Here is a 14,161-nt window from a genome sequence, read left to right as displayed (position 1 = left end):
GATTGTCGAGCGCGCCCCAATCTGTAGAGCCACCCAATCGCTGGCAGGATATCCTCGCCGGTCTGTCGATTGCCGGTCTGCTATTACCCGAAGCGGTCGCCTATTCGACCATCGCCGCGCTGGCGCCCCAGGCCGGGGTGATTGCGCTGTTTGCCGGGTTGCTGTGCTATGGGTTGTTTGGCACCAGCCGCTTTGCCATTGTCTCGGCCACGTCTTCGTCAGCAGCGGTGCTGGCGGCGGCCACCGCGACCATGGCCAATGGCGACCCGCAGTTACGCGCGACGCTGGCGGTCGGGTTGGTGCTGGTCACCGGTGGGCTGTTCTTGCTGGCGGGGATCTTTCGTTTCGGCAGCGTCACTGCGTTTATCGCCAAACCGGTACTGCGCGGCTTCGCTTTCGGCCTCGCGCTGACCATCATCCTCAAGCAGGTCGCCAGTGTGGTCGGTGTGCATCTGACCGATGCCAATCTGGTGCGCTTCGCCCCGCAACTGCTCGAACAACTGCCGCAATGGAACTGGCCGGCGGCGGCTGTCGCAGCGGTGGCGCTGGTGCTGTTGGGACTGTTCTCGCGTTTTCCACGGGTGCCTGGCGGTTTGCTGGTGGTGGTGATCGGCATTGTGGCCGGGCAATGGCTGAACCTTCCGGCGTATGGCGTGAACATGATCGGTTTGATCGACCTGAGCCTGGAGGTACCGAGCCTGCCGGTGCTGCCGTTTGCCGACTGGCTGCGGCTTGGGGAGGTGGGTTTTGCGCTGGTGATGATTCTGTACGCCGAGTCGTACGGCTCGATCAGTTCGTTCGCCCTCAAGCACGGTGATCGTGTGACCTCCAACCGCGATCTGCTGGCGCTCGGCGCAGCGAACTTGTTGTCCGGATTGTTCCATGGCATGCCGGCGGGGGCCGGGTATTCGGCAACGTCGGCGAACGAGGCCGCTGGCGCGACTTCTCGCTGGGCCGGTGGGGTGGCGGCGCTGGTGGTGCTGGTGATCGTGCTGACGGTGCTGCCGTGGATCGCCCTGACACCGGAGCCGATTCTGGCGGCCATCGTGGTTCATGCGCTGGCGCGGGGCTTGAGTCTGCAGCCGCTGGGGCGCTATTTCGTCTGGCGCCGGGATCGGGTGCTGGTGTTGTGCGCGGTGGGGGCGGTGTTGGTGCTGGGCATTCTCGACGGCTTGCTGGTGTCGGTGGCCATCAGCGTGTTGCTGATGCTCAAACAGATGTCGGCGGCGGACATTCAGGTGCTCGGTCGGATCGACGGCGGCCATGATTTTGTCGATCTGCAGCGTCACCCAACGGCGGTGACTGAGCCGGGAGTGCTGATTGTGCGGCCCAGTGAGGCGTTGTTCTTTGCCAACGTCGAGCGAGTTCTTGGTGCAGCTTTGCACTTGATTCGTCATTCGGACGTGCCGCTGCACACGGTGATTCTCAGTCTGGAGGAAACCCCGGATCTGGACGGCACCAGCATTGAGGCGATCCAGGAGTTCTTCCTGCGGGTGCATCAGGATGGCAAGCGCCTGATTCTGGCGCGACTCAAGCATGAGGCACTGGCGGTGCTGGAGGTGTTGCCTGAAGTGCAAGCAAATGGCGTGACGCTTAGCGGGCTGAGCGTTGATGGCGCGGTCCGGCAAGCCCTCAAACTCAACACTTAACCCCCCTGTAGGAGTGAGCCTGCTCGCGATAGCGGTGTGTCAGTCGATACAAATGTATCTGACACACCGCTATCGCGAGCAGGCTCACTCCTACAGGGGACGGTATTCCAAGGCATAAAAAAACGCCGCGCATCTCACGATGGGCGGCGTTTTCTATTGCTTTGTAATGTTAGGCTTGAACGACTGGAATCTTGGCGTTCGCAGCAGCTTCACGGAACTCGGCGATCTGGTCGAAGGACAGGTAGCGGTAGACATCGGCCGCCATGCTGTCGATCTTGCCAGCGTATTCCATGTACTCCTCGACGGTCGGCAGGCGACCCAGGATCGAAGCCACGGACGCCAGCTCGGCCGAAGCCAGGTAGACGTTCGCGCCGTCGCCCAGACGGTTCGGGAAGTTACGGGTCGACGTCGAGACCACGGTGCTGTTCGGCTCAACGCGTGCCTGGTTACCCATGCACAGCGAGCAGCCTGGCATTTCCATGCGTGCGCCGGCCTTGCCGTAGATGCCGTAGTAGCCTTCTTCGGTCAGTTGGTGAGCGTCCATCTTGGTCGGCGGCGACAGCCACAGACGGGTAGGCAGCTGACCCTTGACCTGATCCAGCAGTTTACCGGCAGCGCGGAAGTGACCGATGTTGGTCATGCACGAACCGATGAACACTTCGTCGATCTTCTCGCCAGCCACGCTGGACAGCAGACGGGCGTCGTCCGGATCGTTCGGCGCGCACAGTACCGGCTCGTTGATGTCGGCCAGATCGATTTCGATGACTTCGGCGTATTCGGCGTCGGCATCGGCTTCCATCAGCTCAGGGTTGGCGATCCAGGCTTCCATCGCTTGCGCGCGACGTTCCAGGGTACGCGCATCGCCGTAGCCTTCGCCGATCATCCAGCGCAGCAGGGTGATGTTGGACTGCAGGTACTCGGTGATCGACTCTTTCGACAGCTTGATGGTGCAACCGGCAGCCGAACGTTCGGCCGAGGCGTCGGACAGTTCGAACGCCTGTTCCAGGGTCAGACCTTCCAGGCCTTCGATCTCCAGGATGCGGCCGGAGAAGGCGTTTTTCTTGCCTTTCTTCTCGACGGTCAGCAGACCGTTCTGGATGGCGAAGTAAGGAATGGCATGAACCAGGTCACGCAGGGTGATGCCAGGTTTCATTTTGCCTTTGAAGCGCACCAGGATCGATTCCGGCATGTCCAGCGGCATGACGCCGGTGGCAGCGGCGAACGCGACCAGACCGGAACCGGCCGGGAACGAGATGCCCATCGGGAAGCGGGTGTGCGAGTCACCACCGGTACCTACGGTGTCCGGCAGCAGCATGCGGTTCAGCCACGAGTGGATGATGCCATCGCCCGGACGCAGGGAAACGCCGCCGCGGGTCATGATGAAGTCAGGCAGGGTGTGGTGGGTGGTCACGTCGATCGGCTTCGGATACGCCGCGGTGTGGCAGAAGGACTGCATCACCAGGTCAGCGGAGAAGCCCAGGCACGCCAGGTCTTTCAGTTCGTCACGGGTCATCGGACCGGTGGTGTCCTGAGAGCCGACGGTGGTCATTTTCGGTTCGCAGTAGGTGCCAGGACGAACGCCTTTGCCTTCTGCCAGACCGCACGCCTTGCCGACCATTTTCTGCGCCAGGGTGAAGCCCTTGGTGCTTTCAGCCGGTGCTTCCGGCTTCTTGAACAGATCGAATGCCGGCAGACCCAGTTCGGCACGAGCCTTCTCGGTCAGGCCACGGCCGATGATCAGCGGAATACGACCGCCGGCACGGACTTCGTCCAGCAGCACAGGGGTCTTCATTTCGAAGGTGGTGATGACTTCGTCGGTACCGTGCTTGCAGACTTTGCCAGCGTGCGGGTACAGGTCGATCACGTCGCCCATGTTCATGTTCGACACGTCGAACTCGATTGGCAGTGCGCCGGCATCTTCCATGGTGTTGTAGAAGATCGGAGCGATTTTGCTGCCGAAGCAGAAACCGCCAGCGCGCTTGTTCGGCACGTAAGGGATGTCGTCGCCGAAGAACCACAGCACCGAGTTGGTTGCCGATTTACGCGAGGAACCGGTACCGACCACGTCACCGACGTAGGCGATCGGGAAGCCTTGACCGCGCATCTCTTCGATCTGCTTCATCGGGCCGGTCTTGCCTTGCTCGTCCGGAACGATGCCGTCACGGGCCATTTTCAACATGGCCAGGGCGTGCAGCGGGATGTCAGGACGCGACCAGGCGTCTGGTGCAGGCGACAGGTCGTCGGTGTTGGTTTCGCCGGTGACCTTGAATACGCGCAGGCTGATCTTGTCGGCCAGGACAGGACGCTTCTTGAACCACTCGCCGTCAGCCCAGGATTGCAGCACGGCTTTGGCGTGAACGTTGCCGTTCTTGGCTTTTTCAGCCACGTCGTGGAAGGCATCGAACATCAGCAGGGTGTGCTTGAGTTCTTCGGCAGCCACTGGCGCCAGCTCGGCGTTGTCCAGCAGTTCAACCAGAGTCACGATGTTGTAGCCGCCCTGCATGGTGCCGAGCAGTTCTACAGCGCGCTTCTTGTCCAGCAGAGGGGAGGTGACTTCGCCTTTGGCCAGGGCCGACAGGAAACCGGCTTTGACGTAAGCGGCTTCGTCCACTCCTGGTGGTACGCGATTGGTGATCAGGTCAACGAGGAAAGCTTCTTCGCCAGCCGGAGGATTCTTCAGCAGCTCGACCAGGCCTGCAGTTTGTTCGGCGTTAAGCGGCTGGGGAACGATACCCAGGGCTGCACGCTCTTCGATATGTTTGCGGTAGGCTTCAAGCACAGTTATTACCCTCATCAGTGGTCCCAAATGGGTGTCCGGGACGCTCATCCCGAAATTGCCGTACTCATGCACCGCACGACGTTGTGGGTCGTTTGGCCAGAATTACCGGCAATTCCTTACAGAAGCTGCTTTCAAAGTTTTACGCCTGCAGAACGGGGAGCTGATGAGGGTTGGCGTTGGGCTTTTCCCCGCTGGAAAAACCCTTCGCCAACACCGCTCTGAAGGAACGACTGTGCTCGTGACGCTTTGAAAACAGCTTCTAACGGACATTGGCGCCTTAAAAGGCTGGCTGATTCTACGGCAAAAAAAATTTAAAGGTAAGTCGCGCTCTATTGGACTTTGGTGGCGTTGTGCGCGGGCGAGGCAAACCGCGAGCCAGCGCTTGCCCCTGACGTTTGAGGGGTGATCAATGCCCGACAAAGGGCTAACATGCCGGCCTGTTCCGCGTTTCAGTGTTTTGCCAATTTATGTCCAATCAGACCATCAAGACCCCCTGCGTCGGCCTCTGCTCCACTGTTTACGGAGATCTGGTGTGCCGTGGCTGCAAGCGTTTCCACCACGAAGTGATCCACTGGAATGGTTACGGCGAGGAGGAAAAGCGTGCGGTGTGGTTGCGTCTGGAGCAATTGCTGTCACAAGTGATGGCGAGCAAGGTCGAGATCTTCGATTCGGCGCGGCTGCGCCAACAGCTGGAGCAGCGCAAGATCCGCTTCGTGCCGCATCAGTCGGAATATTGCTGGGCCTATCAGCTGATTGCGCGCGGGGCGCGGGTGATCATTAATCTGGAAGCCTACGGGATGGTGTTGCTGCCGGAGTTCCGCGACTGGAACCTGCCGGCGTTGCGCGATGCCATTGATCGGGAATTTTTCCTGCTGTCGGAAGCGCATTATCAGCGCTACATCGCCCCCGGCTTCCTCAAGGACGTCTTTGGCGCCTGAAGATCAAAAGCTTCGCGAGCAAGCCCGCTCCCACAGGAGATTGCATTCCAAATGTGGGAGCGGGCTTGCTCGCGAAGACTGACTTTCAAACGCCGCAGTCCTTAATGCTTCACTGCCAACTCCACCAGATGATCCTCAACCTCCTGCGGCTTGAGCACCAGCACGTCGCTTTCCAGCGCATCCAGCACCACTTCGGCGGTATTGCCGATCAGTGCGCCCGACAACCCGGTGCGCGCCACGGTGCCGATCACGGTCACTGCCGCTTGCAGTTTGTGCGCCATGAACGGGATCAGCACATCCGCCGGGCCTTCCTCGATGTGCAGGTGTTCGTCGTCCACATCGAACTCGGCCTGAAACGCCTTGCACTGTTCGCGGTATTTCGCCTCGATGGTTTCCTTGAGTTGAAAGGTCGGATCCGCTGCCGAGAGCATGGGTGACGGATGCGCCGTGATCACATGCAGATGCGCCTTGGCGAGGCTGGCAATGTCGTAGCCGTGATCAATGATCGTGGTGTGCAAATGCCGGTGTTCGCCATCGGCATTGCCCACGTCCACAGCCGCAAGAATCACCCGGTCTTTCCAGGAAGTGGATGTTTTTACCAATAGCACCGGGGTCGGGCAGTGCCGCAGCAGTTTCCAGTCGGCCGGCGTCAGCAGGGCCTTTTTCAGCGCACTGTCGGGATAGTGCTGCTTGACCACCAGCCCGCAGCCTTCGGCCTGCTGCACATCGATGATGGTTTCATGCAGGCTCTCGTTCCACGCCTGTTCGGTGGTCGCGCTGTAGCCATCCGCCAGCAGCGCGGCTTTGAGCACGCCGAGCATGCCGGCGTGGTCGTGCTTGCGGTCGCACACCAGCAGGTGCAGATGGGCCTGGGTCACGCCGGCGATCAACTTGGCGCGCTTGAGCGCCAGGCTTTCCGAATGTTCGGGTTCGATGACCACCAGAATGCTGCGAATGGCTTGCATGAGCGGAGTCTCCAGCAAAGAAAAGGCACGGCGTTGCACAACTATAGTTGCTGCTCATGCGCCTGCGACTTGATACATATCAACGCCTGGGACTGGTGGTCTGCGGGCAGGCCGGTATAATCGGCGGCCTTTGCTCGTACACCTTTTACCGTGAGCCCCATGATCCTTCCCGAAATCCACGAATTCCTTGGCTGCCGCACGCCCGACGCCTGGGTCCAGGCGGCACTGGCCGATCAGGAAACCCTGCTGATCGACCACAAGAACTGCGAGTTCAAGGCCGCCAGTACCGCGCTGAGCCTGATTGCCAAGTACCATTCCCACGTCGACCTGATCAACATGATGTCGCGTCTGGCCCGGGAAGAGCTGGTGCACCACGAACAAGTCATGCGCATCATGAAACGCCGCAAGATCGAGCTGCGCCAGTTGCACGCCGGGCGCTACGCATCGGGCCTGCGCAAAGTGGTGCGCAGCCATGAGCCGGTGAAACTGGTGGATACCCTGGTGGTCGGCGCATTTATCGAAGCGCGCAGTTGCGAGCGTTTCGAAGCGCTGGTGCCGCATCTGGACGAAGAACTCGGCAAGTTCTATTTCGGCCTGCTGAAAAGCGAGGCGCGGCACTTTCAGGGTTATCTGAAACTGGCTTACCAGTACGGCGACGCGAAGGACATCGCTCAGGTGATCGACAAGGTGCGTGCGGCCGAGCAGGAGCTGATCGAGTCGCCGGACGAAGAGTTCCGCTTCCACAGTGGTGTGCCGGCCGCGGCCTGAAACACAAACTGTTAAAAACTCTTAAGAGTATGAAATATCACCGAAAACCGGCCCCTGCGGCCGGTTTTTGCTGCCCGAAACAACGCCTCGCCGACGAATCCCGCCATACTGTCGCCCACTTCACACATGGGTTGGCAGACGGTCGTTATGGATAACCTGGGTTTTGGCAAAGTCCTGCTGGTCGAAGACGATGAGCGTCTGGCCACGTTGATTGCGCACTTTCTCGAACAACATGGCTACGAGGTGCGCGCGGTGCATCGCGGTGATCTGGCAGTGGCCGCGTTTCTCGAGTTCCAGCCCAAAGTGGTGGTGCTCGACCTGATGCTGCCGGGGCAGAGCGGCCTGCACGTGTGCCGGGAAATCCGCAGCGTGTCGGACACGCCAATTGTCATCCTTACCGCCAAGGAAGACGACCTCGACCATATTCTCGGCCTGGAATCCGGCGCCGACGACTACGTGATCAAACCGATCAAACCGCCGGTACTGCTTGCTCGGCTGCGCGCCTTGCAGCGGCGGCAGATGCCGGAAGCTGGCGTGGTCAGTGCGCTGGAGTTCGGGCGCTTGAGCATCGATCGCAGCTGTCGCGAAGTGCGTCTGGCCGGTGAGATCATCGAAATGACCACCATGGAATTCGAGCTGCTGTGGTTGCTGGCCAGCGCTGCCGGCAAGACCCTGTCGCGCGATGACATTCTCAACCGCATGCGCGGCATCGCCTTCGATGGGCTCAATCGCAGCGTCGACGTCTACATCAGCAAGTTGCGCAACAAACTCAAGGACAATCCCCGCGAGCCGGTGTGCATCAAGACCGTGTGGGGCAAGGGTTATCTGTTCAATCCGTTCGCGTGGGAGCTGTAGATGCTGCGGTTATTCCTCGGGCTGTTTCTGGTGATGACGGTGGGCCTGGTTCTGGCGTTGCAGACTGTCGAGCGTACGTTCGATGCCTTGCTCGACTATCAGATGCAGGACTACAACCGCGAGGCGGTGCGTGGTCAGGCCTGGACGCTGGGGGAGTTGCTGCGCAACCTCGACGGCCCGGCCCGTGAAAAACAACTGCAGGCCCTGCGCCCGCACTATGGCTTGGGGTTGACCTTGGTCGAAGCCGATCAACTGGCGCTCAGCGCCGAGGAAAAAGCCGAGCTTGCTCAAGGCTTGCTGGTGATCCGCGACAAATACACCCAATACATTTCAGCCATCGACGGCGGCTCGCAACTGCTCAGCATTCGCTTGCCCGCCGAACCCAGCCTGATGCCGTTCTACATTGCCGGTGCCTACTTGATGATCGCCGTGCTGATCGGCTGTGTGTTGTTTTTCTGGGTGCGTCCGCACTGGCGCGATCTGGAAAAACTGCGTCTGGCCGCCGAGCGCTTTGGCGACAACGACCTGTCGGTGCGCATTCAACTGTCCAAGCGCTCGAACATTCGCGATCTGGCTGAACACTTCAACCTGATGGCGGCGCGCATCGAGAGTTTGATCGCCAATCAGCGTGAGCTGACCAACGCGGTGTCCCACGAACTGCGCACGCCGATTGCGCGATTGTCGTTCGAACTCGACCAGCTCAAGCAGCAACCGGACGCCAGCCAGAACCGCGAACTGATCGCCGACATGTACGCCGACCTTGGCGAACTGGAAGAAATGGTCTCCGAGCTGCTGACCTACGCCAGCCTCGAACGTGGCGCGACGGTGATCAAGTGCGAAAACATTCAAGCGGCCAACTGGCTCGACAGCGTGGTCGGCAGTGTGGCGCTGGAGGCGGAAGCGGCGGGGGTGCAGTTGCTGATTGGTGACTGCCTGCTCGACACCGTACGCATCGAGCCGCGCTTCATGGCGCGCGCAGTGATCAATCTGCTGCGCAACGCCATTCGTTATGCCGAGCGCCGTGTCGAGGTGACGCTGGTGCGCAGCGGCGATTACTACGAAGTGCGGGTCAACGACGACGGCCCGGGGGTGCCGGTGGAAGGTCGGGAGAAAATCTTCGAGCCGTTCTCGCGGCTGGATGCCAGTCGCGACCGTCGTACCGGCGGTTTCGGCCTGGGTCTGGCGCTGGTGCGGCGGGTGTCGCAGTCCCATGGCGGGCAGGTCGAGGTCGGGGAATCGGTGTGGGGTGGGGCGTCGTTCCGGATGACCTGGGCGCATCTGGACTGATTTGTGTAGACAGGTTGGGCCCTATCGCGAGCAGGCTCACTCCTACATTTGGAATGCATTCCCTTGTAGGAGTGAGCCTGCTCGCGATAGGGCCATCAATCACAACACAACCCCCTGCTCATTTGACCAATCCCAACCGCTCATGCCACTGCGCAATCGACTCCTCGGGATACACCGCAAACTGCTTGTCCTCAGGCTTTGCATCCACCTCGACCCAAGGCGCCTTCGACCCCAGCATCAAATGCGTGTGCTGCGGCGGCACCGGCAGTGGCGTATCGATGGCCGAGGCAAATGGATGAATCAACTCCGGCCATTCCGGGCTGAACAGCCACAAGCCGCTGCCGCACTGTGAGCAGAAATGCCGCTCGGCGGTGCTGCGATGGGCACGTTTTTCACCTGCTTCCTTCATCTTCGCGTGGTAGATGCTGATGTGCTTGCGCCCCTGAACCTTGAGGCTGGCCGCATCGCCACCGAGGTTGATCGCATAGCCGCCACCGCCTTGAGTCTTGCGGCAGATCGAGCAGTAGCAGCGTTGATAGGGGTAGGGATGGGCGCTGGTCAGGCTGAAAGTGACGGCGCCGCAATGGCAGGAGCCTTCGAGGTGCATGTTGGGCCTCCGGTTGGCTGAAGTGGGTGCGGTTGAGCCTAGAAGATTTGTGGTGATCATGTTGACGCCTTCGCGAGCAAGCCCGCTCCCACAGGGGAACGCATTTCAAAATGTGGGAGCGGGCTTGCTCGCGAAGAACGATAACGCGGTGCCACTGGACGCCTGCTCAAGGCCCGGTCAGCATGTCCCCAAAAAAGGCACTCCAACCCATGCGAAGACTCCCCTCACTGGCCGCCCTGCGAACCTTCGAATGCGCCGCCCGCCACGCGCATTTCGGCCGGGCTGCCGCCGAGTTGTGCGTCACCGACAGCGCGGTCAGCCACCAGATCCGTCAGCTCGAAGAGCAGCTCGGCGTCTCGCTGTTTATCCGCGAAGGCCGGCAGATCCGTCCGACTATCGCCGCCGGACGCCTGATGCAGAGTCTTCAACAGGCTTTCGAACTGATCGGCGAGGCCTGCGATGAACTGCGCGATCCTTCCTCGCTGGCGGTGTTGCGCCTGGCGGTCACCGCCGAGCTGGCGCAAAAGTGGCTGATGAACCGCCTCACCGATTTCTACGCACGCTATCCGCACATCACCCTGCATCTCTACGAACAGCCGATCGACGCCAGCGCACCGGGCGAAGACATCGATCTGGCGATCACCTACGGCACCGGCCCGGTGGACAGCAGCGCCTACTTCGTACGGCCGTTGCCTGCGCTGCAATTCTTCCCGGTATGCAGCCCGGGGCTGTTCAATCAGGGCACTCTGAAAACCCCGAAAGACCTGGCGCGCCACTGCCTGCTGCATGACGATCAGGACGGCAAGACCTGGACCGCCTGGCTCACCAGTCACGCCGGCGATCTGCGCCCGCAGCGCCAGTTGTATTTCGCCCATGCCGGTCTGGCGCTGGAAGCGGCGGCACAGGGGCAGGGTGTGGCGATGGGCGACAACCTCACCGCGCAGGAGGACTTGCTCAGCGGGCGGCTGGTGCGGCCATTCACCTCGAGCATGACCGCGCTGGGCCAATACGCGCTGGTCTGCGAGCGGCTGCGCCTGGAGCGGCCGGCGGTGGCGCAGATGCTTGAATGGTTCAACGATCAACTGGCCGATTGATGAGTTGAATTCAACTGTTCCGCAATATTCATCGTTGGCGGGCCAGCCGTCCGCGACCGTAGCCTGTGGTCATTCCCAACCCCAAGACGAGGTTTGACCATGGCACGTTTGCTCGACTCCACCCCCAAGCGCGACGGCTTCCGTCTGCCCGGCGAATTCGAAGCCAAGTCCGGCTGCTGGCTCGGCTGGCCGGAGCGCACCGACGTGTGGCGCAACGGCGCAAAACCGGCGCAGAAAGTCTGGGTGCAGATCGTCACCGCCATCGCGCAGAGCGAACCGGTCACCGTCTGCGCCTCCGCCGCACAATTCGCCACCGCACGCCGGCAGTTGCCGCCGCAGGTGCGCGTGGTCGAGATGACCTGCAACGACACCTGGTTCCGCGACAGCGGCCCGTGCTTCGTGGTCAACGACCAGAGCGGCGAAGTGCGTGGCGTCGACTTCGAGTTCAACGCCTACGGCGGCCTCGACGGCGGGCTGTATTACCCGTGGGACAAGGACGACCAGATCGCCAGCAAGATCCTCGAAATCGAACGCTTCGACCGTTACCGCGCACCGCTGATTGCCGAACTCGGCGGCATCCAGAGCGATGGCCAGGGCAGCATCCTCACCACCGAACAGTGCCTGCTCAACCGCAATCGCAACCAGCATCTGGGCAAGGATGAAGTTACCCGGCGCCTGACCGATTACCTCGGCGCCGAACAGGTGATCTGGCTGCCACGCGGCTGCAAGTTCGACGAGACCGATGGCCATGTCGATGACCTCGCCTGCTTCGTGCGCCCCGGCGAAGTGGTGCTGCAATGGACCGACAACCGCGATGATCCGCAGTGGGAAATCTATCAGGAGGCCTACGACATCCTGCGCAGCACCCGCGACAGCCGTGGTCGCGAGTTGATCGTGCATAAACTGCCGCAACCGGACGTGCTGGAGTGGACTGCCGAAGAAGCCGAAGGCCTCGATCAGCAGGACAGCACGCACACCCGTCAGGCCGGCACCCAAATCTGTGCGTCGTATATCAACTACTACGCCGGCAACAGCTCGATCGTGGTGCCGCTGTTCGGTGATCGCAACGATCAGGTGGCGCTGGCGACCCTCGCCGAACTGTTCCCGCAGCACAAGATCGTCGGCATCGAAAACTCCCGGGAAATCCTCCTCGGTGGCGGCAACGTCGCGTGCATCACCATGCCGCAATACGCCGGCACGTCTAATCGCAAGGGGGTGTGATGATGGGCCTGCACAAACTGACTCAAGCGTTATTGCTGGTGCTTGCACCCCTGTGTGTGCAGGCCGCCGACCCCGCCAGACCGGTGGTTAATCTGTATATCTGGGGCGAGTACCTGGCCCCGGATACGCTGAAGAACTTCGAGGCGCAGACCGGTATTCAGGTGGTCGCCGATCACTTCGATTCGCTGGAAACCGTGGAGACCAAACTGCTCACCGGACGCAGCGGTTATGACCTGGTACTGACCGCCGGGCAACACCTGTCGCGAGCCATCGAGAGCGGTGCGATCCAGCCGCTGGACAAGGCGCGGGTGCCGCATTTTGCCGGAGTCGGTGACGAGTTCCGCCAGCACATGGCGGTGTTCGATCCGGGCAACCGTTATGCCGGTATTTATGCTTGGGGAACCACCGGTGTGGGTTATCAGGAGCAGGCAATCAAGCAGCGTCTGCCGAACGCGCCGACCGACAGCTGGGCGATGCTGTTCGACCCGGCGGTGGTGGCGAAATTTGCCGATTGCGGGGTGAGTCTGCTCAACGACCCGAACGAAGTGTTCGCGGCGGTCATGAAGTACCTGGGCCTGGACATCAACCGGCAGAACCTTGATGACTTGAAACTCGCCGAGCAGCAACTGGCGAAGATCCGCCCGTACATTCGCTACTTCGACAACGACCTGAACATCAGCGACCTGGCCAACGGCAACACCTGCGTGGCGATGTCGTGGAACGGCAACGTGGCGATTGCAGCCGGGCAGGCGCAAGCGGCGAACAAGCCGTTCCAGCTCAGTTACCGCATCCCCAAAGAGGGCACGTTGATCTGGTTCGACGCCATGGTCATTCCCAAGGATGCGCCGCATCCGCAGGCGGGGCTGGCGTTGATGGATTACCTGATGACCCCTGAGGTGATCGCGCCGATCACCGACACCATCCACTACGCCAATGCGATCACGGCGGCGGATGGTCTGGTGGATGCATCGATCCGTAATGATCCGGGGACGTATCCGTCGGAGGCGGTGCGGGCTTCGCTGTACAGCAAGAATGACAATGGCAAGGCGTTCAATCGGGCTTTGATTCGGGCGTTCAGCAAGTTGAAATCCGGCCTCTGAAAAGCCAACCCTCACCCCAGCCCTCTCCCGGAGGGAGAGGGAGCCGACCGAGGAGTCTTGCGTAATACATTGACCTGAAAATCCTGGGCGACTATGGATTCGCAGCAGCTATTACAGGTCGGCAAACATCTCCAGTCTCCCCCAGTCAGTTCCCTCTCCTGGAAGGACAGGGAGCCAACCGGGGCGACTATGGATTCACAGCCGCTATTTCAGGTCGGCGGATATCTCCAATCTCCCCCAGTCAGTTCCCTCTCCCTCCGGGAGAGGGCTAGGGTGAGGGCAGCGGTTTTGGTACGCGCCACAGGTACCACGCCGCCACCGTCCGATACGGACTCCACGCCAAGCCGATCTCGATCATCTGCCTGCGCGTCGGCTGTACCTCCAGCGCCTTCAATCGGCGATAGCCCTCGCGCACGCCAAAATCATCCGCCGGCAGAATATCCATGCGCTCCAGGCTGTAAATCAGCAGCATCTCCACGGTCCAGCGGCCAACCCCGCGCAGGCTGACCAGGCGTTCGATCAGCGCTTCATCGTCCATCGCCAGCGCGGTGGGATAATCCGGCACCATACCGTCCAGCGTTGCCCGGGCGATGCCCTGAATGGTCGCAATCTTGCCCGCCGAAAAACCGCAACCGCGCAGTTGATCGAAGTCACTCGCGAGAATCTGTTCCGGCCGGGGAAACGTCTGCCCCGGAAACAGCGCCACCAGACGACCGACAATTGCGTCCCCAGCCTTGGCGTGCAGTTGCTGATAGGCAATCGCCCGCACCAGCGATTCGTAAGGATCACGCGCCGGGTGCGGTTGATGCAGGCACTGGCCGACGGCTGCAACGTGGCGCTGCCAGTCCTCGTCGAGCGCGGCCAGAAATTCGCTGGCCGCCTGATAACGATCCGGCAT

Annotated in this window: 12 protein-coding genes; 8 read left to right on the top strand and 4 right to left on the bottom strand. The window is 61.1% G+C overall.

The genetic code is table 11. The features are described from left to right. Window positions 1-2 precede the first annotated feature (2 nt). Window positions 3-1,649 carry a SulP family inorganic anion transporter gene (locus J1G18_RS14620; RefSeq protein ID WP_223007956.1) on the top strand — a complete coding sequence of 549 codons (1,647 nt, stop codon included), beginning with the start codon at window positions 3-5 and terminating at the stop codon, window positions 1,647-1,649. A 169-nt stretch (window positions 1,650-1,818) separates the two neighbouring features. Here J1G18_RS14620 and acnB read toward each other — a convergent pair whose 3' ends face one another. Next, entirely contained in the window at window positions 1,819-4,428 is a 2,610-nt protein-coding gene (gene acnB, locus J1G18_RS14615; protein WP_027613175.1) for a bifunctional aconitate hydratase 2/2-methylisocitrate dehydratase, read from the bottom strand. A gap of 467 nt (window positions 4,429-4,895) precedes the next feature. Here acnB and J1G18_RS14610 point away from each other — a divergent pair, with 467 nt between their 5' ends. Continuing rightward, on the top strand, window positions 4,896-5,366 hold the full coding sequence (locus tag J1G18_RS14610; protein WP_223007955.1) for a DUF1289 domain-containing protein: 471 nt from the start codon (window positions 4,896-4,898) through the stop codon (window positions 5,364-5,366). Window positions 5,367-5,467: 101 nt separating this feature from the next. Here J1G18_RS14610 and J1G18_RS14605 read toward each other — a convergent pair whose 3' ends face one another. Continuing rightward, entirely contained in the window at window positions 5,468-6,331 is an 864-nt protein-coding gene (locus J1G18_RS14605; RefSeq protein WP_098968255.1) for a universal stress protein, read from the bottom strand. Window positions 6,332-6,490: 159 nt separating this feature from the next. Between J1G18_RS14605 and J1G18_RS14600 the strand changes: the two genes are divergently transcribed. The 3 genes from J1G18_RS14600 to J1G18_RS14590 all read left to right on the top strand — a co-directional run bounded on the left by J1G18_RS14600 (window position 6,491) and on the right by J1G18_RS14590 (window position 9,241). Beyond that, window positions 6,491-7,099, top strand: a complete 609-nt coding sequence (locus J1G18_RS14600) for a tRNA-(ms[2]io[6]A)-hydroxylase (RefSeq protein WP_007965776.1) — start codon at window positions 6,491-6,493, stop codon at window positions 7,097-7,099. 147 nt (window positions 7,100-7,246) lie between these two features. Then, a complete protein-coding gene (locus J1G18_RS14595; protein ID WP_027613172.1) occupies window positions 7,247-7,954 on the top strand; it encodes a response regulator in 708 nt (235 codons plus the stop codon). After that, window positions 7,955-9,241, top strand: coding sequence for an ATP-binding protein (locus J1G18_RS14590; RefSeq protein WP_223007954.1), 1,287 nt, complete (start codon window positions 7,955-7,957; stop codon window positions 9,239-9,241). It abuts the gene before it with no gap. 118 nt (window positions 9,242-9,359) lie between these two features. Here the strand turns inward: J1G18_RS14590 and J1G18_RS14585 are convergent, their stop codons facing one another. Then, the gene (locus J1G18_RS14585) at window positions 9,360-9,848 is read right to left on the bottom strand and encodes a GFA family protein (protein ID WP_223007953.1); all 489 of its coding nucleotides are present in this window, start codon (window positions 9,846-9,848) and stop codon (window positions 9,360-9,362) included. Between the two features lie 209 nt (window positions 9,849-10,057). Between J1G18_RS14585 and J1G18_RS14580 the strand changes: the two genes are divergently transcribed. The 3 genes from J1G18_RS14580 to J1G18_RS14570 all read left to right on the top strand — a co-directional run bounded on the left by J1G18_RS14580 (window position 10,058) and on the right by J1G18_RS14570 (window position 13,263). Then, a complete protein-coding gene (locus tag J1G18_RS14580; RefSeq protein ID WP_135295512.1) occupies window positions 10,058-10,942 on the top strand; it encodes a LysR substrate-binding domain-containing protein in 885 nt (294 codons plus the stop codon). A gap of 99 nt (window positions 10,943-11,041) precedes the next feature. Next, complete coding sequence (aguA, locus tag J1G18_RS14575; protein ID WP_223007952.1) at window positions 11,042-12,163, top strand: agmatine deiminase; 1,122 nt, start codon at window positions 11,042-11,044, stop codon at window positions 12,161-12,163. A gap of 2 nt (window positions 12,164-12,165) precedes the next feature. After that, the gene (locus J1G18_RS14570) at window positions 12,166-13,263 is read left to right on the top strand and encodes an extracellular solute-binding protein (RefSeq protein WP_134786089.1); all 1,098 of its coding nucleotides are present in this window, start codon (window positions 12,166-12,168) and stop codon (window positions 13,261-13,263) included. Window positions 13,264-13,531: 268 nt separating this feature from the next. On the opposite strand, the gene J1G18_RS14565 is transcribed toward J1G18_RS14570, so the two are convergent. Beyond that, window positions 13,532-14,161 carry a DNA-3-methyladenine glycosylase family protein gene (locus tag J1G18_RS14565; protein ID WP_223007951.1) on the bottom strand — a complete coding sequence of 210 codons (630 nt, stop codon included), beginning with the start codon at window positions 14,159-14,161 and terminating at the stop codon, window positions 13,532-13,534.

Source organism: Pseudomonas sp. MIS38, assembly GCF_019891575.1.
In the GTDB taxonomy this organism is placed as follows: domain Bacteria; phylum Pseudomonadota; class Gammaproteobacteria; order Pseudomonadales; family Pseudomonadaceae; genus Aquipseudomonas; species Aquipseudomonas putida_A.
Note: the sequence above shows the minus strand (reverse complement) of the source record. Positions and strands in the feature narration are given on the sequence as shown.